The organism is Kineobactrum salinum, assembly GCF_010669285.1.
Taxonomy (GTDB): domain Bacteria; phylum Pseudomonadota; class Gammaproteobacteria; order Pseudomonadales; family Halieaceae; genus Kineobactrum; species Kineobactrum salinum.
On record NZ_CP048711.1, the window covers coordinates 3,883,686 to 3,908,549 of the forward strand.

At 54.9% G+C, this 24,864-nt stretch carries 17 protein-coding genes; 4 read left to right on the forward strand and 13 right to left on the reverse strand.

The genetic code is table 11. The features are described 5' to 3' along the window. Positions 1 to 8: 8 nt before the first annotated feature. Positions 9 to 1,631 carry a phosphoenolpyruvate carboxykinase (ATP) gene (pckA, locus tag G3T16_RS17300; protein WP_163496314.1) on the reverse strand — a complete coding sequence of 541 codons (1,623 nt, stop codon included), beginning with the start codon at positions 1,629 to 1,631 and terminating at the stop codon, positions 9 to 11. 143 nt (positions 1,632 to 1,774) lie between these two features. Here pckA and dauA point away from each other — a divergent pair, with 143 nt between their 5' ends. The 3 genes from dauA to G3T16_RS17315 are packed head-to-tail and all read left to right on the forward strand — an operon-like array spanning position 1,775 to position 4,098. Continuing rightward, on the forward strand, positions 1,775 to 3,517 hold the full coding sequence (dauA, locus tag G3T16_RS17305) for a C4-dicarboxylic acid transporter DauA (protein ID WP_163496315.1): 1,743 nt from the start codon (positions 1,775 to 1,777) through the stop codon (positions 3,515 to 3,517). Continuing rightward, the gene (locus G3T16_RS17310) at positions 3,504 to 3,734 is read left to right on the forward strand and encodes a hypothetical protein (protein WP_163496316.1); all 231 of its coding nucleotides are present in this window, start codon (positions 3,504 to 3,506) and stop codon (positions 3,732 to 3,734) included. Before dauA ends, G3T16_RS17310 begins: the two co-directional genes overlap by 14 nt. Positions 3,735 to 3,756: 22 nt before the next feature. Next, positions 3,757 to 4,098 carry a zinc ribbon domain-containing protein YjdM gene (locus tag G3T16_RS17315; RefSeq protein WP_163496317.1) on the forward strand — a complete coding sequence of 114 codons (342 nt, stop codon included), beginning with the start codon at positions 3,757 to 3,759 and terminating at the stop codon, positions 4,096 to 4,098. Between the two features lie 159 nt (positions 4,099 to 4,257). Here the strand turns inward: G3T16_RS17315 and G3T16_RS17320 are convergent, their stop codons facing one another. The 11 genes from G3T16_RS17320 to G3T16_RS17365 all read right to left on the reverse strand — a co-directional run bounded on the left by G3T16_RS17320 (position 4,258) and on the right by G3T16_RS17365 (position 19,427). Continuing rightward, complete coding sequence (locus G3T16_RS17320) at positions 4,258 to 6,042, reverse strand: acyclic terpene utilization AtuA family protein (protein WP_163496318.1); 1,785 nt, start codon at positions 6,040 to 6,042, stop codon at positions 4,258 to 4,260. Then, positions 6,039 to 8,015 (reverse strand): acetyl/propionyl/methylcrotonyl-CoA carboxylase subunit alpha, encoded by a 1,977-nt coding sequence (locus G3T16_RS17325; RefSeq protein ID WP_163496319.1) that lies wholly within the window; start codon positions 8,013 to 8,015, stop codon positions 6,039 to 6,041. The genes G3T16_RS17320 and G3T16_RS17325 overlap by 4 nt, the downstream gene beginning before the upstream one ends. A 20-nt stretch (positions 8,016 to 8,035) precedes the next feature. Continuing rightward, positions 8,036 to 8,839 (reverse strand): enoyl-CoA hydratase/isomerase family protein, encoded by an 804-nt coding sequence (locus G3T16_RS17330; protein ID WP_163496320.1) that lies wholly within the window; start codon positions 8,837 to 8,839, stop codon positions 8,036 to 8,038. An 11-nt stretch (positions 8,840 to 8,850) separates the two neighbouring features. After that, positions 8,851 to 10,464 (reverse strand): acyl-CoA carboxylase subunit beta, encoded by a 1,614-nt coding sequence (locus G3T16_RS17335; protein WP_163496321.1) that lies wholly within the window; start codon positions 10,462 to 10,464, stop codon positions 8,851 to 8,853. A 106-nt stretch (positions 10,465 to 10,570) separates the two neighbouring features. After that, the gene (locus tag G3T16_RS17340) at positions 10,571 to 14,134 is read right to left on the reverse strand and encodes an indolepyruvate ferredoxin oxidoreductase family protein (RefSeq protein WP_163496322.1); all 3,564 of its coding nucleotides are present in this window, start codon (positions 14,132 to 14,134) and stop codon (positions 10,571 to 10,573) included. Positions 14,135 to 14,183: 49 nt separating this feature from the next. Continuing rightward, positions 14,184 to 14,591, reverse strand: coding sequence for a QcrA and Rieske domain-containing protein (locus G3T16_RS17345; protein WP_163496323.1), 408 nt, complete (start codon positions 14,589 to 14,591; stop codon positions 14,184 to 14,186). Between the two features lie 128 nt (positions 14,592 to 14,719). After that, entirely contained in the window at positions 14,720 to 15,736 is a 1,017-nt protein-coding gene (locus G3T16_RS17350) for a YncE family protein (protein WP_163496324.1), read from the reverse strand. Positions 15,737 to 15,905: 169 nt separating this feature from the next. Next, complete coding sequence (locus G3T16_RS21260; protein ID WP_197911723.1) at positions 15,906 to 16,460, reverse strand: substrate binding domain-containing protein; 555 nt, start codon at positions 16,458 to 16,460, stop codon at positions 15,906 to 15,908. Beyond that, positions 16,457 to 16,825 carry a LysR family transcriptional regulator gene (locus G3T16_RS21265; RefSeq protein WP_197911724.1) on the reverse strand — a complete coding sequence of 123 codons (369 nt, stop codon included), beginning with the start codon at positions 16,823 to 16,825 and terminating at the stop codon, positions 16,457 to 16,459. The genes G3T16_RS21260 and G3T16_RS21265 overlap by 4 nt, the downstream gene beginning before the upstream one ends. Before the next feature lie 529 nt (positions 16,826 to 17,354). Beyond that, on the reverse strand, positions 17,355 to 18,515 hold the full coding sequence (locus G3T16_RS17360) for an acyl-CoA dehydrogenase family protein (protein ID WP_163497169.1): 1,161 nt from the start codon (positions 18,513 to 18,515) through the stop codon (positions 17,355 to 17,357). Positions 18,516 to 18,614: 99 nt separating this feature from the next. After that, positions 18,615 to 19,427 (reverse strand): class II aldolase/adducin family protein, encoded by an 813-nt coding sequence (locus G3T16_RS17365; protein ID WP_163496325.1) that lies wholly within the window; start codon positions 19,425 to 19,427, stop codon positions 18,615 to 18,617. Between the two features lie 225 nt (positions 19,428 to 19,652). Here G3T16_RS17365 and G3T16_RS17370 point away from each other — a divergent pair, with 225 nt between their 5' ends. Next, positions 19,653 to 21,278, forward strand: a complete 1,626-nt coding sequence (locus G3T16_RS17370) for a tannase/feruloyl esterase family alpha/beta hydrolase (RefSeq protein WP_163496326.1) — start codon at positions 19,653 to 19,655, stop codon at positions 21,276 to 21,278. 514 nt (positions 21,279 to 21,792) lie between these two features. On the opposite strand, the gene G3T16_RS17375 is transcribed toward G3T16_RS17370, so the two are convergent. Next, the gene (locus G3T16_RS17375) at positions 21,793 to 24,318 is read right to left on the reverse strand and encodes an arylsulfatase (protein ID WP_332102838.1); all 2,526 of its coding nucleotides are present in this window, start codon (positions 24,316 to 24,318) and stop codon (positions 21,793 to 21,795) included. Positions 24,319 to 24,864 lie beyond the last annotated feature (546 nt).

Below are 24,864 nucleotides of genomic sequence, written 5' to 3' on the forward strand. Positions count from 1 at the left end.
CCCTCTTGTTAAACGCTGGTTGACAGGGTCGGGCCTGCACTTACCAACGATGCCCCGGTGGGGGTGTCGGTGAATTGCTCAAAATTGGCAATAAATTTGGCTGCCAGTGAAGAGGCTTTTCGTAGCCATTCGCCCGGGTTGGCGTACGTCTTGCGCGGATCAAGCAGTTCGGCATCCACGCCTTCAATTACGCTGGGGATTTCCAGGTTCAACAATGGCAGCGGGATGAAGTCTGCCGTTTCAATGGAACCATCGAGAATTGCATCAATAATTCTACGCGTCGCCTTGATGGAGATGCGACTTCCCGTTCCATTCCAGCCGGTGTTGACCAGATAGGCCTGAGCGCCCGATTGTTCCATGCGTTTTTTCAGTACTTCGGCGTACCGCGTCGGATGTAAGCTCAGAAATGCCGCACCGAAACAGGCGGAAAACGTTGGCGTGGGCTCGGTGATCCCTCGCTCGGTACCTGCCAGTTTGGAAGTGTAGCCCGAGAGAAAATAGTACTCCGCTTGCGCTTTGGTGAGTCGCGCCACGGGGGGGAGTACACCGAAGGCATCCGCAGTGAGGAAAATCACCCGGGTCGCATGACCGCCCAATGAGCTGGGTCTGACGATATTCTTGATGTGGTAAATCGGGTACGATACACGGGTGTTTTCGGTTTTTGAAGCGTCGGTATAATCAATATTTCCCTTTGCATCCACCACTACATTTTCAAGCAGAGCATCCCGCTTGATAGCCGCATAAATGTCCGGTTCATGTTCCTGGCTGAGGTTGATAGTCTTCGCGTAACAGCCTCCCTCGAAATTGAACACGCCATTGTCATCCCAGCCGTGTTCGTCGTCGCCAATGAGCGCCCGCTTGGGATCTGTCGACAAAGTGGTTTTGCCGGTACCGGATAAACCGAAAAAGATCGCGGTATCACCATCCTTGCCCATGTTGGCCGAACAATGCATTGAAGCAATACCCTGTTGCGGTAACAGGTAATTCATGACCGAGAAAATGCCTTTCTTCATTTCTCCGCCATACCACGTGCCTCCGATAATCTGCATACCTTCAGTCATGTTGAAGGCGACGAAGTTTTCGGAGTTGAGTCCTTGTTCCTTCCAGTAAGGGTTTAGGGTCCTGGAGCCGTTCAGTACAACAAAGTCGGGTTCGAAATTCTCCAGTTCATCGTCCGAAGGGTGGATAAACATGTTCTTTACAAAGTGAGACTGCCAGGCGACTTCGGTAACAAAGCGGATCTTCAACCGACTGGCCGGGTCGGCACCACAAAACAGGTCATTCACAAATAATCGTTTTCCGCTGAGCTGCTTGCTGACCAGAGATTTGAGGGATTGCCAAATCTCAGGCGTTATTGGCTTATTGTCGTTAGCCCCTTGGTCTGACCACCACAGGGTATCGCGGGTAGTGTCGTCTTCGACGAAATACTTATCCTTTGGCGAGCGTCCGGTGAAGATGCCTGTGTCGACGGCTACCGCTCCGCTATTGGTGATACGGCCGAGATCATAGCCACTGAGTTCGGGGCGGGTTTCTTCCTGAAACAGGGTGTCGTAATCCGGATTGTAGAGGATTTCCTGTGGTGCATGTATGCCGTATTCGGATAGTTTCTCGTTCAGTCGGGGTTTCGTCATCTCGCAAATTCCCTGTTTCATGGCAGTGGGCCAGGTCCAGATAATTGAATCATTGAATGTTAACTATATTATCATATAATACGTATATGCCAAGGGCGTTGCACCGGCCTTTATTCCAGCCAATTTCTGCGGGGAGTACATCCATGTCCCACCGACAGCACCTGTTTTCCTTGCGGGCGGGGTATGCCTTGCGAGAGGTGTGGGCAGAGGGATATGGTCGGGAAGCGCTTCTGAAAGATCTGATCGCCGGCGCGACCGTGGGTGTGATCGCCATTCCGCTGGCTATGGCGTTGGCGATCGCCAGTGGCGTACCGCCGCAATACGGCCTGTACACGGCCATCATCGCAGGGGCGATTATTGCCCTGGCCGGTGGCAGTCGCTACAGTGTTTCGGGGCCGACGGCCGCATTTGTAGTGATCCTGCATCCGCTCACCACCAAGTATGGCCTGGCAGGGCTGCTGCTGGCCTCCGTAATGGCCGGCATCATACTGATCGCCATGGCCTACGCCCGCCTTGGACGATTTATCGAGTATATTCCTGAGTCCGTGACCCTGGGCTTTACCGGGGGGATAGCGATTGTGATCGCCGTGTTACAGATTCCCGATTTTACCGGATTGGCGTTTCACGAGTTGCCGGAACACTTTGTCGCCAAAATCATAGCTATTGGCACTCATCTCCACCAACTCGATACGGGTAGCACCCTGATTGCCGCTTTTACTCTCTCGGTGATGATGCTGTGGCCACGATTGCGAACGCCAGTTCCTCCCCACCTGCCCGCGCTGGTGCTTGCCTGTCTGCTGGGGATAATGTTAAGCGGCATGGGCATCGAATTGGATACCATCGGTTCGCGTTTTCACTATCTGTTGCCTGATGGCTCGGAGGCGGCTGGCATTCCCCCCTATTTGCCTTCTCTGGAATGGCCATGGAACCGAGCTGGTGCAGACGGGCATCCCCTGGAACTGTCCTGGGCCCTGGTAACTGATTTGCTGCCGGCTGCCTTCGCCATTGCCATGTTGGGGGCCATCGAGTCGCTGCTGTGCGCGGTAGTACTGGATGGGATGTCCGGTAAGCGCCATAGTGCAAACAGTGAATTGCTGGCCCAGGGCATGGCCAATGTGGTAACGCCTTTTTTCGGTGGTATCACAGCTACAGCAGCCATTGCACGGTCAGCCACCAATTTCAAAGCGGGTGCAGTTTCGCCTGTGGCCGCTCTCGCTCATGCTGTCGTGGTTTTGCTGGGCCTCTTGCTGCTTGCCCGATTTCTGGCCTACGTACCCATGCCGGCGATGGCAGCGCTTTTGATCGTGGTTGCGTGGAATATGAGTGAAGCCCCCAAATCCATCAAGCTGATAAGAAAATCGCCGCTACCCGATGTGCTGGTGTTTCTGGTGTGCCTGTCGTTGACCGTATTTTTCGATATGGTGATAGCCATCACAGTGGGTGTATTACTGGCTTCCCTGTTGTTTATGCGAGAGATGGCCGCGATAACGCGCGTGGTGGAGATTACTGATAGCAGCGAGTTCAGTCATCGCTCGCTGCCCGCCAACTGGAAGGTATTCAAAATTCGCGGCGCGCTATTTTTCGCGGCGGCAGATCGCATATTCGGTGAGATGACCCAACATGCACGGGGTGTCGATGGCATCATCCTGCATATGCGCTACAGCTCTTATCTGGATGCCGGGGGATTGGCAGCAATTGAAAAATTGATGGCGCATTGTGAAAAGCACCAAATACCGTTGATCTTTTCGGCCTGGCAGTTTCAGCCATTGAAAACCCTTGCCAGAGCGCGTGCCGATACCACAAGCCCCTTGAGTGCATCGTATCCGACGCTGGACGATGCAATCAGCGAGGCGTTAAGCAGAGACCAACAGCATGAAACTGAATGAGGCCATAGAAATGGGAAAAACGGGTTGCTGGCGGGATGCTCAGGTCAGACTCACCCCGGGCAGTCGGAGCAAATGGTTCGTGATGCTGCATGATACCCGTTACAAAACCTATGTTCTTGCGGACGATGAGGATCGGCCGATCGCCGATGAAGATCTGAATACTCTTTCTCGACTTATTCAAACCATCGGCCTGAAAGAATTCACCGTGTGTTTGTAATTCCATTTTGAGGATATTATTAATGTCAAACTTTCCGTCCTGTCCCCAGTGTCAATCCTCGTTTAGCTACGAAGATCGCGGTCTGCTGGTGTGTCCCGAGTGCGGACATGAATGGGAGCAGATGAATGATGCCGCGTCAAATGAATCCGTTCCCAAAGTCAAGGATGCTAACGGCAATGATCTTTATGAAGGCGAGAGCGCCACACTGGTCAAGGATCTCAAAGTGAAAGGCAGCTCAACTGTGCTGAAAATCGGCACTAAACTCAAGATCAGGCGGATTGTCGATGGTGACCACAACATCGATTGCCGCGTTGATAAAGTGGGAGAAATGATGCTGAAATCCGAGTTTGTCAAAAAAGTTTGATGCGCGGGTCGTGTCCGTCGTGCTTGTTTTACGAGTGATACGCAGTGGACCTTCTGATGTCGTGCCAGGTGCTTGCATCTGCGTATGCTGGTTTGATAGCTGCTGCATTGAACAGACGTTTTGGTGGGTTTGCAGTTTTATTGGTGACCGTTCTCAGCTTTATTCGAGCAGCTTGGCGGGTACCGTTATTGTTTTGCTGAGCAGCATCTGTGCCAGCGCCTTGCCCTGCGGATCCACCAGTAGGGATGCCGTGCCGCCGCCACCCAGGGCCTCGGTGATGAAAAAGTTGAAGGCGAGGATGCCCGGCAGCTCAAACCGCGTGACTTCGCCCCGCACAGTGTGGGCGAAGTAGTTCCTTACCGATTCCGCGGTGAGTTGCTCGCGCAGGTAGGGCACAAATTCGGGCTTTCTGGACATTACCCCAATATTGGCGTTATCACCCTTGTCGCCACTGCGGGCCCAGGCCAGGGCCTCCAGAGGCACGTGGATGGCATCCTTCGTGACGGGGACCGGCGAGCCCGGGTAGCGGGTCCCGGTGGCGGGGGCTGAACTCTCGTCGCCGTCGAAGCAGCGTTGTTCGATGATCTCGCTACCGAGCTGAATCGTCACCGGTACCGCACTCTTGTCGATCAGGGAGGAGTGGACTCGCATCAGCGGTGTGGGCCTGACACGTTCGAGGGCAAAACCGCTCATACCCGGAGGCCCGGAAGTCGCCAGGTAGGCCCTTTCGTGTGAGGCGAAAGTCAGGGCGGCGGGGTTGTCATGATGCAGGCCGAACTTGCCCATCACCTCGCGGGTTTCCCGTGCCCGACTATGGGGGCCATAGGTGTCCTCGGCACCAATGATCTCCAGGCTCACGCCCCGATAGTCAGGCCAGCCCTGCTCGGCAAAATAACGGCGGGTACGCTTGACCCAGGCTTCGAGACTCGCACGTGCCTTCTCCGCACAGCGCGGGCCGGCCATAAAGAAATTGCCGCTGAGTTTGAAGCCATCGGCATGAATGGCGCACACTTTGTACTGCGGTCCGGGCGCGCGGCCCCGGGCACCACTGACACGCAGCTGGTCCTTGCCGACAGTCTCGAATTTCACGCCGGTCCAGTCGCAGGCGACATCGGGCAGGAGGTAGTTGGCGGGGTCGCCGATTTCGTACAGCAGTTGCTCGCCAACGGTACCCGGTGTGACCATGCCGCCGGTCTTCGGGGGGATCTGCACTATGAAACTGGCATCTTCACTGACCTCGACGATCGGATAGCTCATGTTGGAGAAATCCGGCACCTGGTGCCAGTCGGTGAAATTTCCCCCGGTACACTGGGCGCCGCACTCGATGACGTGGCCAGCCAGCGCCGCCTGTGCAAGCTGGTCGTAGTCCTCCCTGGCCCATCCGAATTCGTGCATCAGCGGCGCAATGACCACCGCGCTGTCGACCACCCGACCGGTCACGATAATCTGCGCGTCGGCCTCCAGGGCGCGGACGATGGGCCGCGCACCCAAGTAGGCGTTGATGCTGGCCAGTTTGCGCGGCAGGGGAGCGCCTGATTGCAGTTCCGGCAAACCCAGAGTTGCCAGTTCCTCTTCCCGCCCGGCGAGATCGTCGCCGTAGATCCCGGCGATCCGGAGATCAAGTGAGAGGGAGCTGCAGAGTTCCTCCAGGGCGGCGATACAGCCCGGCACGTTGACGCCGCCGGCATTGGCTATTACCTTGATCCCTTTGCGGGCGCAGTCGGCAATCACGTCCTTCATGGCGACAGTAACAAAATCCATCGCGAAGCCCAGGCGATGGTCCTTCGCCTGGGCTTTCGCCAGTATCGCCATGGTGACTTCGGCTAGGTAATCGAACACCAGGTAGTCGATATCTCCCCGGTCGACCAGCTGTCGGGCGGCAAGCTGGCTGTCGCCGTAGAATGCGGACGCGCAACCTATGCGCACTGTTTGATGTGCTGTCATGACACAGTTTCCCCGGACGGCTCATTCACTGTCACCAGTATCTGGTTGGTCTTGACCTGTTGACCTGCCGTGCAATTGACGGCCTCAACGGTACCTGATACGCCGGCTGACAAAGCATGCTGCATTTTCATCGCTTCCAGCACCACCAGTGTCTGGCCGGCTTCCACTGTGTCGCCCTTGGCAACCAGTATTTCCACGATGGCCCCGTCCATGCAGGCCTTCGCATCCCCGCTGCTGCGACCTCCACGGGAAGCTGGCTGATGAGTGACATCGTGCAGCAGGAAGTGACCGGTACCGTCGTCCAGGGCAAGGGTGTTCCCCTGGGTAACGAAACGCGTTGATTCGCGCAGACCATCCTCTATCAGCCAGCAGCGATTGGAATCCAGCGCCACGAGCTGTAGTTCGATGCTCTGGTCACCAACCGTCAGGAGGAACTGGTTATCTGTATTGTGGAGCGTCACCTGATAGATTTCGTCTTCGCATGCCAGCCGGTAGACATAGATTTGAGGCTGTGGCCGGGGCCAGGCAGACCGCACCTCCCAATGAGACCTGTTGCGTGCGAAGAACAGCACCGCTGCCCTGGCCAGCGTGCCGGCATCAGGTGTTTTACGGTCCATGCTGGGATCGCTGCTGAAATGTTGTTCGATGAAGCTGGTCGTAGCCTCGCCTTCACCGAACACCGGGTGCCTCAGAACATTGTGTAGAAACTGCTTGTTGTTGTTGACGCCCAACAGGCAGGTGTCCTGCACCGCTGACGCCAGCCGCCTGATGGCCGACGGCCTGTCGTCGCCGTGGGAGATGATCTTGGCGATCATTGGATCGTAATGCGGGCTGATCACCTGTCCGGTGCGAATGCCGTGGTCCGTGCGTATGCCGGCGCGTCTGGCCACTTCCCAAAGAAGTATTTCCCCGGTCTGGGGCATGAATCCGTTGCGGGTATCCTCGGCGTAAAGCCGCACCTCCATTGCGTGGCCCCTCAGGACGATCTCGTCCTGGGTCAGTGGCAGCGGTTCCCCCGCTGCGACACGGAGCTGCCAGGCCACAAGATCCAGCCCGGTCACGAGCTCCGTCACCGGATGCTCAACCTGCAGGCGGGTATTCATCTCCAGGAAGTGGAAGTTGCCTTTGTTGTCCACCAGGAATTCCACGGTGCCGGCACCGCGGTAGCCACAGGCCCTGGCAGCGTTCACGGCGGCTTCTCCCATACTCTGGCGCAGCGCCGGGTCAACGAAGGGGGAGGGGGCCTCCTCTACGACTTTCTGGTGGCGCCGTTGAATTGAGCAATCGCGCTCGCCGAGGTAAACGACGTTGCCGTGATTGTCGGCAAATACCTGAATTTCGATGTGCCGCGGTTCCAGCACTGCCCTTTCCAGGATCAGCTCACCGCTACCGAAGGCGCCTTCGGCTTCCGAGCGTGCGGTGCGGATCTGCGCTGCCAGCTCACCCTCCTCGAATACCAGCCGCATGCCGCGCCCACCGCCACCGGCGGAGGCCTTGATCATCAGCGGGAAGCCGATCTCCAGGGCCCGGGCATGGAGCGCCTCCTCACTCTGGTCTTCTCCCTGGTATCCGGGAATGCAGGGCACCCCGGCCTCGATCATGGCGATCTTGGACAGCCGCTTACTGCCCATGAGTTCTATTGAATCGGCGCCAGGGCCAATAAACAACAGGCCTGCGGATTCACAGGCACGGGCGAAATCCGCGTTCTCCGACAGAAAGCCATAGCCGGGATGAATTGCGTCAGCCCCCGCACGACGTGCGGCGTCGAGGATGTGGTCGGTCGCGAGATAGGAATTGCCGGCCGGAGCGGGGCCGATACAGACTGCCTGGTCGGCAACACCCACGTGAAGAGCGCCCGCATCGGCGTCGCTATACACGGCCACCGTGCGAAAACCCATCTCCCGGGCGGTAGCGATGACCCGCACGGCGATTTCTCCCCGATTGGCAACCAGTATCTTGTTGATCCCAGCCATGATTCATTCCTCGCTCACGTTCATTTCGCCCAATTGGGTTTGCGTTTGTTGAGAAAGGCGTGGGTGCCTTCCTTCCCTTCTTTTCCTTCCAGCGATTGCGAGAAGGCCGTGGCGGCTTTGTCCAGCAAGTGTTCATGCTCTACCACGCCTACCTGAAGCATGATTTCCTTGGTCAGCGCATTGGCTCCCGGTGCGCACTGCCTGACTTTGGCCAGGACTTCTTTCAACCGCTTTTCCATGGCGGGCCATCCGTCAGTGAGAAAGTGCGCGATGCCCAGTTCATGGGCCGTGACGCCGTCAATCCGCTCGCCCAGCAGTGCCAGTCGCCTGGCTTGGGTGAGACCAATGCGGGAGACCACGAAGGGAGCAATTTGCGCCGGCACTATACCCAGCATGGTTTCGGGCAAGGCGAACTGCGCCTGGCGGTCAGCAATGGCTACATCAGACACGCAGGCCAGACCGAAGCCGCCGCCGAGCACGGCCCCCTGGAGCAGGGTAATCACCACCTGTGGGGCCGCGTTTACGCGAGTGATCAGATGCCCGAAACTGCGATTGAAGTGCCAAATGGCACTTTGGGGACCAGAAGCCTCCCCGCCGGCATTCATGTCGGAGATGTCGCCACCAGAACAGAAGGTCTGTTCCGAGCCTTGCAGTATCACTGCGCGTATGTCGCGGGTTCCGGCGATGGAATCAAACACGGCCATCATTTCCCCGACCAGCGCGGCGTTCATGGCGTTGCGCTTGTGAGGACGGTTGAGCGTGATGGTCAACACACCGTCCTGCAGGTCCAGTAACAGGGTGTCGCAGGTAGGAAGTACACTCATGAGAAGATTCCTCAAAGCCGGGCGATGCCGAAAGTATTGGTATTGACCTCGCGCTGCTGGGCCTCAGCGCAGATGCTCAGGACCATCGCCACCACAGCGCGTGTATCGCGTGGGTCTATCATGCCGTCGTCCCAAAGGCGCGCGGTGTTGGCCAGGGCCCGTGACTGGGCTTCCATTGTCTTGATCGTGTCTTGCTCCAGTGCGTCGAGCGTGCCCTCGTCCACCGTGCCGTCGCGTTGCATTTTTGCTTGCGCGACCTGGCGCAGCACGCTGCCGGCTTGGGCCGGCCCCATGACCGATACCACACTGCGGGGCCAGGCAAACATGAAACGGGGATCCATGCCACGCCCGCACATGGCGTAGTTGCCCGCTCCGTAGGAACCGCCCACCACGATGCTGATACTGGGCACAGAGCAGTTGGTCACCGCCTGAATGAGTTTTGAGCCGTGCTTGATAATGCCGGAGCGCTCCATCTCGGTACCGACCAGGAATCCGGTGGTATTGTGCAGAAACAGCAGCGGTGTCCCGGACTGCTCGCACAGCTGGATAAATTGCGCTGCTTTGGCGGCACCCCGGGCTGTAATTGGAGAGTTATTGCCGATCACACCACAAGCACGTCCTTCTACGGTGATCCGGCCGCATACCGTTCCCCTGTCGTAGTCAGCCTTGAAGTCGAGAAAATCCGAGTCATCGGCGAGGCGGGCAATGATTTCCCGCGTGTCATAGGGTGTCTTGGGGTCATCGGGTACGATGCCCAACAAGTCGTCTGCCGGGTAACGGGGCAGTTTGAACTCACGTTGTCTCAGCGGCTGGAACCTATCGCACCAGCCCAGCTTCTGCACCACCTCACGAGCTATGCGAATGCCATCGGCGTCGTTCTCTGCCAGATAGTCTGCGGTGCCGGCGATTTCCGCGTGCATCTCGGCACCGCCAATTTCCTCATCGGTTGCGATTTCGCCGGTGGCCGCCCTGAGCAGTGGGGGACCGGCGAGGTACACAGTGGACTGGTGGCGGATCATGATGACGTAGTCAGAGAGTCCGGGCTGGTACGCACCTCCGGCGGTGGCGCTGCCGTGTACCACGGTTACCTGGGGAATGCCTGCAGCGGAGAGCCGGCATTGCTGAGCGAACAAGCTGCCGGAAGAACCGAACATCTGGCCTGTCAGTTTCAGATTGCCGCCACCGCTCTGGGAGAGAGCGATGAGCGGCAGCTTGTTTTCCTGGGCGATGGTCATCATTCGGCGGCGTTTGTCGCCCCCGAGTGGTGAAATACTTCCGCCCTTCGTCAGGTAGTCGTCAACCATGACCATGCAGCGCGCACCCTCCACGTAGCCAATACCTGCGATACAACTGCCACCGGCACTGGAGCCGTCTTGGTCGCCTTCCTGCAGGTAGCCACAGAGTGTCGATAACTCAAGAAAGGGCGACCCGGCATCAAGCAGCAACGCCAGCCGTTCGCGCGGCGGAACCAGGCCCTTTTCCACGTAGCGAGGAGCTTTTGCCGCTGCCGCCTCGATCACCTGCCGTTCGATATCGCGGAACTCCTTCACCGCCTGGGACATCTTGTTCGCATTTCTCAAGAAGTCTGCAGCGTGGTTGTCCAGCATACTTTCAATGACTGCCATGATGTTTCTCTTTTCGTTGTATCTGGTTATTAGCGACCGGATCTGCACGCAGATCTCTCGGAAGACGAGCGCGCCTCAGACAAAACCCTTGCACTCGTTCTTTAACTTAATGAGACACAATAGTCTCACGTGCCCCGCGAGGCGCACTCTGCACTTCTGTGACGATTATGTCTTGATGGAGCCTTGCCAACAGTTTCTCTTTCATTTCGCGGGCGGTAATAAGGTGACGATCCTTCACATGGCCGTAACCCCGGATGTATTCGGGCACGGACGCAATCTCCGTAATCAGTTCGAGATTCTGATCATTGAGTCCATCAATCAGATCCATCATGGTTCGCTCGTACTCACCGATCAAAGCACGCTCTGTCCGTCGCTCCTTGGATTTCCCGAATGGATCAAAAGCTGTTCCTCTAAGAAATCGAAGTTTTGCCAGTACCCGAAACAGCGGCAACATCCATGGGCCAAATGTTTTCTTGGCGACGAAATCACCTTTGTCAGGGGATGGAGTGAACAGGGTCGGCGGAGCTAAATGGAAACGCAGTGAATAACCAGGTTCGAAATTCGCGTTCAGATCGCGGAGAAACGAGGTCTCGGTATATAGTCGGGCAACTTCATATTCGTCCTTATAGGCCAGTAGTTTGAAATAGTACCGTGCCACAGCTTCTGTCAACGTGGAGGTTCCAGTTGTGTTCGATTCTGCTACCCTGACATGTTCCACCAAATTGAGGTAGTGATCGGCATAGGCCTTATTCTGGTATGCAGTGAGATAGTCCGCACGCACCGCTATGATCTCGTCAAGCGAAGAGGAGATCTTACTGGCACTCGATGGGGCTGATTGCGATTGTGCAAGGTCGATCGTAGCTGGAAGATCGTGCGCAGCGCGCCGCCCCCACAAAAAGGACGACAGGTTTTCCTCAACGGCTACGCGGTTTAGTTGGATTGCTCTGGTGAGCGATTCAAGCGTCAGGGGTATCCAGCCTTTCTGCCATGCGAATCCCAACATGAACGGATTGGTATAGATCGCATCACCCATTAATGGCACCACAAGGTTGCGCACGTCAATAAAAAATGCGTCGTCCTGTGCGCTGGAGTCACCGAGCGCCTCCAGGATAGCCTTCCTGGCCCCTTCGACGGGGAACTGCCAATCTGGGCTGTTCACGAAGTCCGCCGTGGGAACCTCGGCGATATTGACGAGTACACGTGTACGATTCCTGGCCAGACTTGACAGAATCCCATCACTCGCAGATGTCAGAATGTCGCCGCCCAGCAACAGATCTGCTGCACCGGCGCCCACCCGTGTCGCATGGATGTCTTCTGGATTGTGTGCGATGCGGACGTGCGAAGTGGCAGCGCCGCCTTTCTGCGCCAGCCCGGTTGTATCCATGACGGACACTCCGTGGCCGTCCATGTGTGACGCCATTCCAATCAGGGCACCCAACGTGATGACGCCTGATCCCCCGACACCGGCGACGATTATATTGAAACCTTCGCCAACTTCAGGAATACGTGGAAGGGGAATGTCCTTGACCGAAACCTCATCGGTTGGGATTGGCGCCGGTTTGCGTGCTCTGGCCCCCACTATAGTGACAAAGCTTGGGCAAAAGCCGGTGGTACATGAAAAATCCTTATTACACGAATCCTGGTTGATGGTTCTTTTTCGCCCAAACTCAGTTTCCAGCGGCTCGACAGACAGGCAGTTGGACTTGATTGAGCAGTCACCGCAGCCCTCGCAGACGAGGTCATTGATTACAACCTGGCGCGCAGGCTCGGGTTCAATTGCGCGCTTGCGCCGCCTACGCTTTTCGGTCGCACAAGTTTGGTCATAGATCAGCGCCGAGACTTGCGGATACTCGCGTAGCTCCTTCTGGATTCTGTCGAGGTCGTTCCTATGCTGAATAGACGTACTGGATGCAAAGTCCGTGATACCACGGTACTTTTTAGGGTCATCCGTCATCACTACAATTCGCTTCACACCCTCGGCCTGCAGCTGCCGAGTCACCTGTGGAACGGTGAGTTCGCCATCGACAGGTTGCCCTCCCGTCATTGCCACCGCGTCATTGAACAGTATCTTGTATGTTATCGGCACATTTGCAGCCACGGCTGCCCTAATTGCCATAAGCCCAGAATGGAAATAAGTACCATCGCCAAGGTTGGCAAATACATGCTTCGTTTTGGTGAATGGTGCCTCGCCAATCCACGGCACTCCTTCACCACCCATCTGAACTATGGTTTGCGTGCGCCGGTTCATCCAGGTAGCCATGGCGTGGCAACCGATTCCGCCGAGCGCTCGCGACCCTTCAGGCACTTTAGTCGAGATGTTGTGTGGACATCCGGAGCAGTAAAAGGGAAGCCGGGGCAGCATACCTTTTACCTGGCGTTTGTCTTCCCCTGAAAAAGGAAGGTGCGCTACGTAGGGGGCGACGATTTCTTCGGAATGTATGCGTTGCAGGCGATTAATAAGAACTCTTGCCACCGAGAGTGGGGTGAGTTCGCCAGCAGCACTCAACAGCCGGTTTCCACCGGATGAACCAGTTTGGCTCTGCTCGTCGAATTTGCCTACAATGTATGGTCGCCCCTCCTTCGGCGTGTTGTAAAGTGCCTCCTTGAGTTGCGCTTCGATAAGTGACCGCTTCTCCTCGATAACAAGGATCTCATCCAGTCCCGCGGCGAAATTCCGGGCACCTTCTGGCTCGAGAGGCCATACCATGCCAATCTTGTAGACGCGCAGGCCAAGAAGTCTTGCCGCAGTGTCATCAATGCCCAGCATGCCCATCGCTTGTCGGACATCCTGATAAGATTTCCCACAGGTGGCAATACCAAGCCGGGCGTCGGGTGCATCAATGACAACCCTGTCAAGGTTGTTGGCCCGCGCATATTCCATGGCTGCGGGAAGCTTATGATTAATCAGACGCGATTCCTGGTCCAGAGGAGAATCTGGCCAACGAATATGCAGCCCATTGGGAGGGGGGATGAAGTTGGCCGGCAAGTTGGTCTTCACCCTGTCCGAGTCAACCGACACTGACGCAGCACACTCGACCGTCTCGCTTACGCACTTCAATGCAACCCAAAGTCCACTGAAACGCGACATTGCCCATCCATGCAAGCCGAAATCCAGGTATTCCTGAACACTCGAAGGATACAGGACCGGCACCATAGCTGCGGCCAGTATCGTATCGCTGGAGCCAGCTAAAGTTGATGAAGTGGCACCATGATCATCGCCTACCGCCAGCAGAACGCCACCAAACTCAGAGGTACCGGCTGAATTAGCATGCCGGACTGCGTCCATGCTTCTATCGACGCCCGGTGCCTTCCCGTACCAAAGAGCAAAGACACCATCATAGTTGGCTGGGTTCAGGCTGACCTGCTGGCTACCCCATATGGCTGTGGCAGCCAGATCTTCATTAATTCCCGGGTGGAACTTGATATGGTCGGATTCCAGGTGCATTTTTGCGGACCAAAGGGTGTGATCCAGGCCTCCAAGAGGAGACCCGCGATAGCCCGAAATGAATCCCGCCGTATTCAAACCCTGCGCAAGGTCTCGTTGTTTCTGCATCATGGGTAAACGTACCAGAGCCTGTACGCCAGTCATGTATACACGGCCACGGTCGCGAATATATTTGTCGTCAAGCGAAACGCTTTCTCGCTCCGGTAAGAGGTCTGATGCACCCATTCGTGATACTCCTTAAGTAGCTGTGTCCGTGTGCGGATAGATTGACGTACTACTTTCTGTGGAATACGAGTCCGGCCTCGCTGATTTGATGAGGTACCCGGGCAAGATTCTCTTTTGCTGGTCCTTTCACTACCTGTCCATGAACATCAAATTCAGATCCGTGACAGGGACAAAGGAATCCATTACTTTTGATCACACCAGGGGTCACTCGGCAACCGGCATGAGGGCAGATTCCCGATAGCGCTATCAGTACATTTGATTCGAGTACTTCAGTAGGGCTTTGGGCTTCAGACATGCTTTCGCCGGTGTCGCTACCTTCCCCGGCCATTCGATGGCGAACGAAGACAGGCGAGCCTTCAAGCTCGAACTGTAGCCATTTTCCGGGAGGTATTTCGCAGACCCCAATAGGGACACCAAAATGCGCCAGATAAACGTCACCATGTGTTTCTGCAAGCACAGTTTCTCTATTTTCCCTGTATATTAACGCCACAACCAAACCCAGAGTCAGGTTACGTCGGGAAATCTTCCTGAACAGCATTCCGATCTAAGGCCGAACAGCGGCAGCGGCTTCAAAGGCTATGCGCACTACTCTACATCTACGATGGCAAATCGCTCAGGTCTCGATCCCGCAGGTACTTGAGTTATCTCCTTCATTGTTTCGAGATCAACCACGGAAACGGTGTTTGAACCTCGATTTGAAACAAATGCAACTTTGGAGTCTGAACGTATACGGACCCAGTTCGGATCCTCGCCCACCGGGATGGTTCCAAGCGATTGCAGATCCGGCAGACTGAAGACCGATACATATCCTTCAAGTGAGGCCGCAGCCACGAGTTTTTTCCCGTCGGGTGTTATCGCAAGGCCGTGATTGACAGTTCCAAATGAATCAGGGTGCAGTCCTTCAGACAATTCAGGAAGGTTAACGGTATCGACCAGATCGCCGCTCTGAATATCCCTGACTTCAAAGCCGTTAAAGTTGGACAGTTGGTAGTAAATATACTTTTCCTGGTCATCAAATTTGAAGGGGCGAACACCTGAGCGGGTTGTCATGACTTTTCTCAACCTTCCGGTTTCAGTATCATAGACATCTATGCGTCCTAAAAGAGCATTTCCCGTATAAAGTCGCTTCCCATCCTTTGAAAGTTCAGAGCCATGATTGCCTATTATACTTGGCCATGTTTCGACAATCCGCCCTGTTGCTGTATCGACTACATATATCTGGTTCATGTTTAGTGCAGGGACAAACAACCGTTTTCCGTCCCGACTAATCGATAAGTGTTGAGGAGTGCCTGGGATCGATCCCCACCATACAATTGTATTCGTCGCGGTACTTACGCCATAGACCAGGCCTGTGTCTGGAAAGCCAACGGGGTTTCCATTTGGCATGAATGCATTTCCGTATACCATCTTCCCATCAGGTGATCCGATTACGTCGTCGGTAGGAAATCCGACATCTATCGTCCCCAAGACCTCGTAGGTGGTCGCATCAATTATATGAATATCCTTAGATTGACGCGCTTGCACGTAAATTAGCTCTTTTGCCATTGCTGGACTTGTAAACATTATGAGCCAAAGTACAAAGAGCGTGAGCTTGATCAACATATAAAATTATCCCTAACGTCACTTAACCAGCCGGCCGCGAAATGCTGTAAATTCGACTTTCGCTGGCTTTCAGAATCTCTGCTGTATGCAATTGCAGCGAGTGCAGGTTAAGGAAGGATCAGGTTCGCGAGAAGAGACTGGCTTGTATAACAGTTATTCGGTGGGGGTATCAGTTCTGCGAAGGACGCCAAGACGGATTCTTAAAATGATCAGTGACAAAATCTACGAAGGCTCGTATCCGAGGGGGTAGTACACGTTCTTTCATAAACACCAGATAAATACCTAGATCATCGCGAGCCTGAAACTCCTGAAGTAGCGGTACTAACTCACCTCGGTCAATCGCCGGCAGCGCGAGATGTTCCGCCATGCGGCCAATACCAAGATGGGCAAGGCACATGTAAGTGCTTGCTATACCGCTAATGCATTGAAAATTTCCGTCAACAGTTATGGATACCTCTTTACCATCAATGGTGAACGGCCAAGTATTGAGATGCTTTAACGGCCCGTCCCATCGAAGGCAGTTATGGTGTAGGAGGTCATTGGGGTGCTTTGGTGTGCCGTGTTGATTAATGTATTCTGGCGACGCAACGACGATACGCTGGAGATCTGCGAGTTTTTTGCAGGCGAGCGTGGAATCCTTCAAGTGGCCCATTCGCACTGCGAGATCAAAGCGGTCGTCGAATAAATCAGCGATCGTATCACTTAATGACAGGTTAATGCTCACGTCGGGATATATTTCGAGAAAGCGCGGTAGTAGGGGGCTATCTGATCAATGCCGAGATTGGTTGGAGCAGTGATACCAATTGGGCCATTGATGCTGGATTGCCACCCCGAAGTGTCAGCCTCGATCGCACTGAGTTCGGAGAGTAACTTGTTAGTTGATGCAAGGAAACGCTCGCCCTCCAGGGTGAGGCTTAAATGGCGTGTCGAGCGCCTCAGTAATGTGATGCCCAATCGTGCTTCGAGACTTTTAATGGTGCGGCTAACAAATGGTTGCGTGACTGAAAGCGTATGAGCTGCCTCGGTAAAGCTACCGAATTCGGCGACCGCCTTGAATACACGCATCTCTATTAAGCGATTGTCTCTCATCTACCCAATGCCAACGCATCTTGCTTTGTTTCAAGTGCCAGCCATACTGCTACACTGACTACCGAATGCGGCTGAAACCTAACACCAAGTTCTACAGTATGTCAATAAGGTCACCAGGCATATCGCGTATCTGAAGACACGAATTATGGTTCGACTTCACGAGCCGCACCAGCAGGTACCCCCTGGTGCCGCTGGCTGAATCGCTGGGGAAGAGGAGAGCATGATTGTTTGGTGATATGAATCTCAGGAAAATCAGCCAGTGATGATCCCGCCTATGTACCGTCTAGCAACTGGGATGCACGGCGATGATAGTACGGTGGTCCCTTGTATAGTGGTCGGAAACCGGCTCTTAACAGGTTGTTGAAAAAGCCCCGGAAGAACATTCCAAGCCATGTTTGCGGCACATGTCCGCAAACGTGGTAACGACAAATCAACCACTTAAGTGCCTGACTTTTTGATCGAACACAGTTTGGTCAATGACGCAGGCTGTTTTTCAACAGTTTGATGAGCAACAAAATTCTATCCGGCTCTATGGCTCTTTGTGACCTGTCATACCGCAGCGCTTGGATATAATTTCCAGCATTATCTCGTCTGCTCCACCGCCGATTGACAGAACACGACAGTCTCGATACAGGCGTGATATAGGCGTTTCGCTCATGAATCCCATTCCACCAAAATACTGCAGACAGCTATCCGAAACTTTGCGGATCAATCTACCTGATGTCAATTTCGCCATCGAAGCGAGGAGGACGACCTCGCGGCCGGAGATGTAATCTTCCACGGCTCGATGAATGAGGGAGCGAAGCAACTCCACCTCGGTGCGAAGCTCGGCCAGTTTGAACCGCACGACCTGGTTATCGATAATTCGCCGCCCTTGGACTTTGCGTTCGGTCGCATATGCCTGGGCGTCGTCTATGGCTTTTTCCATAGGACGCAATGATGACGCTGCGACACATAGTCGCTCTTCCTGAAACTGTTCCATTTGGTATCTGAATCCAAGACCTTCTTGGCCTATCAAATGACGACGCGGCACGCGAACATCGTCGAAATGAAGTTGGGCTGTATCTGAGCTACGTAAACCCATTTTGTCGAGTTTGTGTGATACAGATACACCTTTGATATTCAGCGGCACGATGATTAGCGATTTTGAATTGTGCGCATCTCCTTCGTTTGTATTGGCCAACATGCACATCCAGTCGGCCTGTGCGCCATTTGTAATCCACATCTTGGTGCCATTGATGACATAGTCATCGCCGTTTTGGTAGGCCACAGTTGTGATCTGGCTTACGTCAGAACCTGCTCCAGGTTCGGAGACGCCAATGCAGGCCACCATGTCACCAGAGATCGCTGGTGACAAAAATTCCCGGCGAAGTTCATCAGAGCCATATCGGGCCAGGGCCGGAGTGGCCATGTCAGTTTGCACACCTATAGAGGTCGGTACACCCAGGCAATGAATCTCACCGAGCGTTTCCGCAAAAGCTAGCGCGTAGCTGTAGTCCAGCCCCAAGCCCCCGAAAAGCTCGGGCTTTGTGATCCCCAGCATGCCGAGATCACCAAGCTTTTTCATGATCTCGTGTGCTGGATAGTGGCATCTGGCTTCCCATTCGTCGACGTATGGGTTTATCTCGGTCTCAATTAGCTTCCGTACTGATCTTTGTATCTCTAGATGCTGTTCACTATATACGCCCATCGTGAATAATGCCTTTCGATCAAAATTATAGATATTTGACACAAGCGACTGTATTGAGGAAAGGTGTCGCTTGGAACTTGATGGATTCAGTATCGTGCGCTAGAGATTGAAGTCTGGATGTCTTTTCTGAATCTCTGCGAATTCGCACTGAAAGTTCAGCCATGCTATGTATTCCGTGCCAAGATGCTTCTGTGTATATGTGGCATTCTCAGCAGAAACATGGATTGGCTTGGTGGATAGGCTTTCTGAGAGCATTTGCATCTTACATACCCGGTCGAACAAATAGAACCAAAATGCAGCTGAATCGATGCTATCCCGACTCGCAGCGAGAAGGCCATGATTTTGATGGATAACAATCTTATTCGCCATGAATGCCTCTGCGATTGCCCGGCCAGAATCAGACCCAACAGGCACCTTACCAGAACCCTCGGCAAGCACCGTGTGGTCGCCGTAGAATATGCACGCGTCTTGAGAAATTGGCTCTATCTCACGGCCCATAGAGGCCCAGGCGCCGCTGTTCAGAGCGTGAGCGTGGCATGAAGCTACAATGTCCGGGTTCATTTCATGCACTGCTGAGTGCAGGACATAGCCTGCCCGGTTAATGGCATAATCGCCCTCTATCACCTGGCCTTTGTGATCAACGAGGATCAGCATTGATTTGCGCACCTGACCGAAGGGTATGCACACCGGGTTGGTCCAGAAAAGCCCCTCATGCTCCGGATCTCGCACAGTCAGATGCCCTCCGAAGCCGACACCAAAGCCTTTATCCGCAAAGAAGCGACAGGCTGCTGCCAGACGTGCTTTCCGATGCTGTCGTTCTTCTTCCGTGCTGGAAAATTCAGGCTTGGTAGGAAAGATCAGATTGTCCTGCGTTGGGTTGTAAACCGACTCTTCTCTGGAGGTATTGATCATTAAACTACAGCCTCTTCCTATATCCACAATTTCGAGTCCATAGCGTAAAGCCCTATCAGAGCGTTGATTACCCCTTTATATCGGATAACTCTTATGTTCCTCGTTGGCTTGTTCCCTTTAATCCTATCGGGTAGCGTTATTTGTCCCCAAGATCAATGGCTTAGCACCTGTTATGAGGGAGTCAGCATCAATAATTAATACATATGCAAAACGAGGGATACTGGCATGAAAATATCAGCGAATAATGCAAGATTAGTTTTGTTACATGCTGTGATATTGTTAGCGGTTCGGGTAGAGGCACGGGAGGTGGCAGTAACGCCGGTTCGTTCCTGTGAGAGTTTAACAAGCCTGAGCCTTCTCAACAAAACAGTCGATAGTGCGACTTTGGTCAGTACCACGGTCTCCGCACCAGAGTATTGCAACGTTCAGCTTACGGTCGATTCCCCCGCCCAGGCGTCTTTTCGTGTTGCAGTATTCCTGCCTACCGAAACCTGGAACGGCCGCTTCGTCGGTACCGGAGGAGCGGGATTCTCAGCAGGTGGCCTCGACACGCCTTGCTCTTGGGGCGTTGGCGGCGGATATACACCGTGTGCGATTAACGCAGGATACGCGACAGCAAGCACGGATGGTGGGACGCAGGGCGCGTCGTTCCCACTGAACCCAGACAACACTCTCAACTTGCCCGTTATAGATGCCTGGAGTCACCTGGCCCTCCATGAAACGGCCGTGGCGGCAAAGGAGCTAATGTCGCTCTTCTACGGCACCGGGCCGTCATACTCCTATTTCTATGGTGGTTCGGGTGGCGGGCGCCAGGCGCTTATGTTGGCGCAACGCTCTCCCAATGACTACGATGGTATTGCAGCTTTCTGGCCGGCACTGGACCTTGCGCGGCTGCTTCCCGGTGTGCTGTGGCCGCAGGTGGTGATGAATGTCGAAGGTCATTTTATCCCACAGTCCACGTTCAATGCGGTGAACGATAAGGTGATCAATGAATGTGATGAGCTGGATGGCGTGCAGGACGACATCATCTCAAACTGGCAAGAGTGTGAATTCGATGCTCATACCCTGGTCGGCGATTTGCTGACCGCTGAAGAAGCTGAGATTATCAATAAGATTTGGCAAGGTCCACGCACTGTGGATGGCGAGTTTCTTTGGTTCGGACCGCCACATGGAACGCCACTTGATCGCCTTGCAACCACGGTGACGTCCTCCGACGGAGCTACACACCCAGCGCCGAGGTCGGATTCTTTGGTTTGGATCGCCCAGTGGGTCCTGCAGGATCCCACGTTCGACTGGCGTACGATTACTTACGAATCCTTCACTCAAATCTTTGAGCAGTCAGTGGCGATGTGGGATGCACGGGTTGGCGCGGGTGATCCGGATTTATCAGCATTTCGAGAAGTCGGCGGCAAGTTGATCATGACCCACGGTACCTTTGACAATGGCATTCCTATGGAGGGTACCGTCGGCTACTACAATAATATCGCAACGTCGCTAGGTGGAATGAACAAAGCTCATCAGGTCGCAAGACTATTCCTGAGCCCCGGTGGCGGACACGACAGAATCATCCTGGGACACCCACATCCTGGTTTAATGCCGACCGGATACGTAGGTGCCACACCCAGTCCTGGCAGCGTGCTAGAAGCGCTTGTGAAGTGGGTCGAGAACCACCAGCCACCCCGCAAACTGCTCGGCTTCGCGCAGGGGCAAGGCGCAGTGCCCGGTATGACCAGGCCGCTGTGCATGTATCCCCTGGTGGCACGCTATAAAGGCCGTGGCGACACCGCGGACAGCAAAAACTTTATCTGTCACAAGAGCTTTGGCCCACCTGGAAAGCCGTTTGATAAATAGGCCACGGAAGAGTTCGAAATAATGGCCCGAGTCCGCTAAAGGCGGGCCATTATATCGAGGCAAATGGGTTCTACCCCAACTGCCTGAATGGGTAGCAAGCGCTTGTGAGACGCCCTGAGCTGATAAGGCGCTGTGATGGGTGACTAGGAGATGACTCTGCCGACGAACCGGTAACTGGCACAGGTCCCAGGTGCATATCCGCGCCAGACCTTTACCTCCGGAAGACGTAACGTGCAGCTATACACCTAGCGGCGGCTCAGATACTGGTAGAGAACAACGCGATCCTCGATAGCTGCCATATGTGTCCCTGCACCAGCATCACGAGTATGCAGCCGAAACTTTTTCGGAGGTTACAAGCTATCTGCTGAGTCCTGGGCTGAAGCCAGTATCCGACTGAAGTCGGAGGGGTTGCTTCTTCCCGAGGACGCTACAGATCAACCTGGAAGTGCCAATGGGGGCCAATCAGTTCCTCCCGCAGATGATGAAGCGCATACCGCCTCTAATTCAGCTCCCATTATTCCAAATGATCAAGAATATCGATATGGACCTTCTCAATCTGCCCATTAAATGGCCCGCCGTCTGTATAGTCGGTGGCAACGGGTATGCCAATATCCTCGCCGATAGCAAAGGATTCGCCTTGATCAACCATACGCACGCGATGCGGGAAATACGCGGAGCCGACCTGCCGCCCGTTGATGTGAAGCGAGACGTCAACGCCCGGCTCGTCGGCTCGGTAGCGGACCTCATACCCGATCACCGCGGGTCCTGGCGTGACGACCTCGTCTGCCGTCAAGCGGAAATGATGCCGTGGCTGATCGGAGAATGCTTCAACAACAACCGGTCTGCCGTCCTTCAGAAAGAAGCTCCAGCCACTGAACTTGCTACCCACTGAAGTCATTACACCTTGGCCGGCTCTTTCCGGGATGATTACATGGGCATTGAGGCTATAGGACCGATTCAGGATGGGGGCAACATTGGCGCGTTCCAACTCGACGCCCGGTCCCCAATAGGTGTAGCGTGAGCGAGATGGCACGTGCGCCCGTTGTTCCGCGGTGAACCGCGCACGCGTGACCGAATTGTCAATCGGCAGTACGTCATTGTCGCGAGCCTCTTTCCACCAGAGCTTCTTCAGTGATTCGAGCTTTTCCGGATTCTGCCTCGCGAGATCGGTGGATTGACTGAAATCGCGCCGTAGATTGTATAATTCCCACTGATATGCCGTGGGTGAAGGGGGTGGTTCGTTAAAGGCTGCCGCCAGCGCAGCCTTGGGCGGGGTGGTCGAGGCCATCCATCCGTTCGCATATATTGCGCGGTTCCCAAGAATTTCAAAATATTGAACGCGTGGCACTGCCGGTGCCTCGGTATCATTGAAGCCGGCCATCATGCTTTTTCCATCGAGAGATTGCTGCGGAGTGCCGTCCACGATCTCGGGCGGCGGCAGCTTCGCTGCTTCAAGGATGGTAGGCGCGATATCGATCAGATGTTGGAACTGCGGCCGAATACCACCGGTGCGCTGGATATGCGTGCGCCAGGAAACAACCATGCCAGTGCGGGTTCCGCCGAGGTGTGACGCAATACGCTTGGCATAGCGAAACGGCGTGTTCATGGCCATAGCCCAGCCTGCCGGGTAATGGGCTTTCGCATCCGGCCCGCCCAGTAGGTCGATCGAATCGAGGAGCCAACTCTCAGGTTCGGGTGGTCGGTTAATCAGGGCACCCAGATCGTTCGTGGTTCCCAGCCTGCCACCTTGCGTACTGGCGCCATTATCACCCTGTATGAAGATGATCAATGTGTTGTCCAGTTCATCCATGCGCTCAAGCTCTGCGATCACACGCCCGAACTGGTGATCAAAATGGGCTACCTGGGCTGCATAAACCTCCATCAAGCGCGCCGCGATCCGTCTCTGGTCAGTCGTCAGATCGGACCAGGCTGAAATATGCGCGGGTAGTGGATTAAGTTGCGCTGTGCGTGGAATTATCCCCGCATTCTTCTGTCGGGCGAAAATATCCTCCTGTGCCTTATTCCAGCCTTGATCGAACCTGCCTTGAAATTTTTCGATCCATGCTCTTGGCGCTTGAATTGGCGCATGAGCGGTTCCAGGTGCGAGATAGGCAAAGAAGGGCTGCTTGGGGGCCGCCGCCTTCTGGTTGCGGAGCCAGCGGATTAGGTCATCCGCAAGCAACTGGTCGAGGTGTTGCCCTTCGGGAGGACGGATACGGGAGGTCCCCTGTATCAAAGCTGGCGCCCACTGGTCGGTCTGCGAACCGATAAAACCATAAAAATGTTCGAATCCCAGCGATGTAGGCCAGTTGTCGAAAGGGCCCGACGTGGAGATTTGAGATATCGGCACGTTGTGATGCTTGCCAAACATCGCGGTACTGTAACCATTGTATTTCAGGATGGATGCGATTGTGGCGGCGTTTTTTGGAATTTCGCTGTTGTAACCGGGAAAGCCAGTGGCGACCTCCGGGATAATTCCTGTACCCACCGCGTGATGGTTACGCCCGGTCAGAAGCGCGGCCCGACTCGGAGAGCACACGGCGGTGGTATGGAAGTTGTTGTAGACGAGCCCTCCTTCAGCAAGTTGATCGAGGGTAGGTGTGTCAATGAGGCCGCCGAATGTGCTGGCCGCAGCGAAACCGACGTCATCGGTCATGACAAGCAGGACGTTTGGCGCACCTTGTGGAGCGCGGACGCGAGGGGAAAAGTGAGACCTCGAGTCCTCAGCCGTTTCCCTGATGACGCCACGGAAGGGCGGAGCCGGATGAGGCAGGACACGCCTGTCGTCCGAGGATGCCGACATTGAAGACCAAGTACCTTTCCGAGGCTCGTCCATTTCCGTTGCGACGGCCAGATAGTCACCTCCCATCTGCGTGTCAGTCGCTGTTGCCGGCACGCAGAACAGGAGGCTGGCAGCCATCGCGAGGACTTCTTTCATCTGCCGCAAGCTGGTACCTGGAAATCGGGATGCCGAAGAACTCCTTCGGCCGATGATTCGTCCCCCATCGGAATGCTTGTCGAACCACTTCTGCCTATGCATCTTCCCTACCTCGTGCTGAGTGTCTGATCTGGAACCAATCCGGACGATATCACCGGGTTCACTCGACAGAAAGGCCTGCCGCTTGTTCAGGGGTCTTCCAGAAACCGCAACGGATCAACGATGCGCGTCGCTATTTGTCGCGTCTTCCAACGCAAGCAGTTTCCGGCATTACCACCGCTTTTTCGGCGCCAGCATGAATTGTGGAGGAGCCGTCGCTCCTAGTGCTTCGCAAAGGGGAGTCTCCCGCCATTGGTTGCTTCGGTGGATCTTCGAAGCGGCTTCTAGTTCGCATATGCGAGAAATACGACGCTTTGGATACGCAGCCCTGTCCATAGCCTATAGCTTGACGGCCGTCATTTTGCATGAGGCGAGCCACCTATAGAAAGAAGCGGCGCTGCATATGACTTATGTTCCGAATGCATAGGAGGTCCTGATCGAAGAGGGCTCCTTGTATGCCGCGGTTAACGCAGAAATGTTGGCGAGAGGTGCGTTCTGATACACCGATACCACTTGATCAACGGGCGACACGGCACCGATTCAATGGAT

Excerpts from the sequence above, each read along its gene's own strand:
- pckA (WP_163496314.1), bottom strand. The coding sequence starts at position 1,631 with ATGACGAAACCCCGACTGAACGAGAAACTATCCGAATACGGCATACAT.
- dauA (WP_163496315.1), top strand. The coding sequence starts at position 1,775 with ATGTCCCACCGACAGCACCTGTTTTCCTTGCGGGCGGGGTATGCCTTG.
- G3T16_RS17310 (WP_163496316.1), top strand. The coding sequence starts at position 3,504 with ATGAAACTGAATGAGGCCATAGAAATGGGAAAAACGGGTTGCTGGCGG.
- G3T16_RS17315 (WP_163496317.1), top strand. The coding sequence starts at position 3,757 with ATGTCAAACTTTCCGTCCTGTCCCCAGTGTCAATCCTCGTTTAGCTAC.
- G3T16_RS17320 (WP_163496318.1), bottom strand. The coding sequence starts at position 6,042 with ATGACAGCACATCAAACAGTGCGCATAGGTTGCGCGTCCGCATTCTAC.
- G3T16_RS17325 (WP_163496319.1), bottom strand. The coding sequence starts at position 8,015 with ATGGCTGGGATCAACAAGATACTGGTTGCCAATCGGGGAGAAATCGCC.
- G3T16_RS17330 (WP_163496320.1), bottom strand. The coding sequence starts at position 8,839 with ATGAGTGTACTTCCTACCTGCGACACCCTGTTACTGGACCTGCAGGAC.
- G3T16_RS17335 (WP_163496321.1), bottom strand. The coding sequence starts at position 10,464 with ATGGCAGTCATTGAAAGTATGCTGGACAACCACGCTGCAGACTTCTTG.
- G3T16_RS17340 (WP_163496322.1), bottom strand. The coding sequence starts at position 14,134 with ATGGGTGCATCAGACCTCTTACCGGAGCGAGAAAGCGTTTCGCTTGAC.
- G3T16_RS17350 (WP_163496324.1), bottom strand. The coding sequence starts at position 15,736 with ATGTTGATCAAGCTCACGCTCTTTGTACTTTGGCTCATAATGTTTACA.
- G3T16_RS21265 (WP_197911724.1), bottom strand. The coding sequence starts at position 16,825 with ATGAGAGACAATCGCTTAATAGAGATGCGTGTATTCAAGGCGGTCGCC.
- G3T16_RS17360 (WP_163497169.1), bottom strand. The coding sequence starts at position 18,515 with ATGGGCGTATATAGTGAACAGCATCTAGAGATACAAAGATCAGTACGG.
- G3T16_RS17365 (WP_163496325.1), bottom strand. The coding sequence starts at position 19,427 with ATGATCAATACCTCCAGAGAAGAGTCGGTTTACAACCCAACGCAGGAC.
- G3T16_RS17370 (WP_163496326.1), top strand. The coding sequence starts at position 19,653 with ATGAAAATATCAGCGAATAATGCAAGATTAGTTTTGTTACATGCTGTG.
- G3T16_RS17375 (WP_332102838.1), bottom strand. The coding sequence starts at position 24,318 with ATGCATAGGCAGAAGTGGTTCGACAAGCATTCCGATGGGGGACGAATC.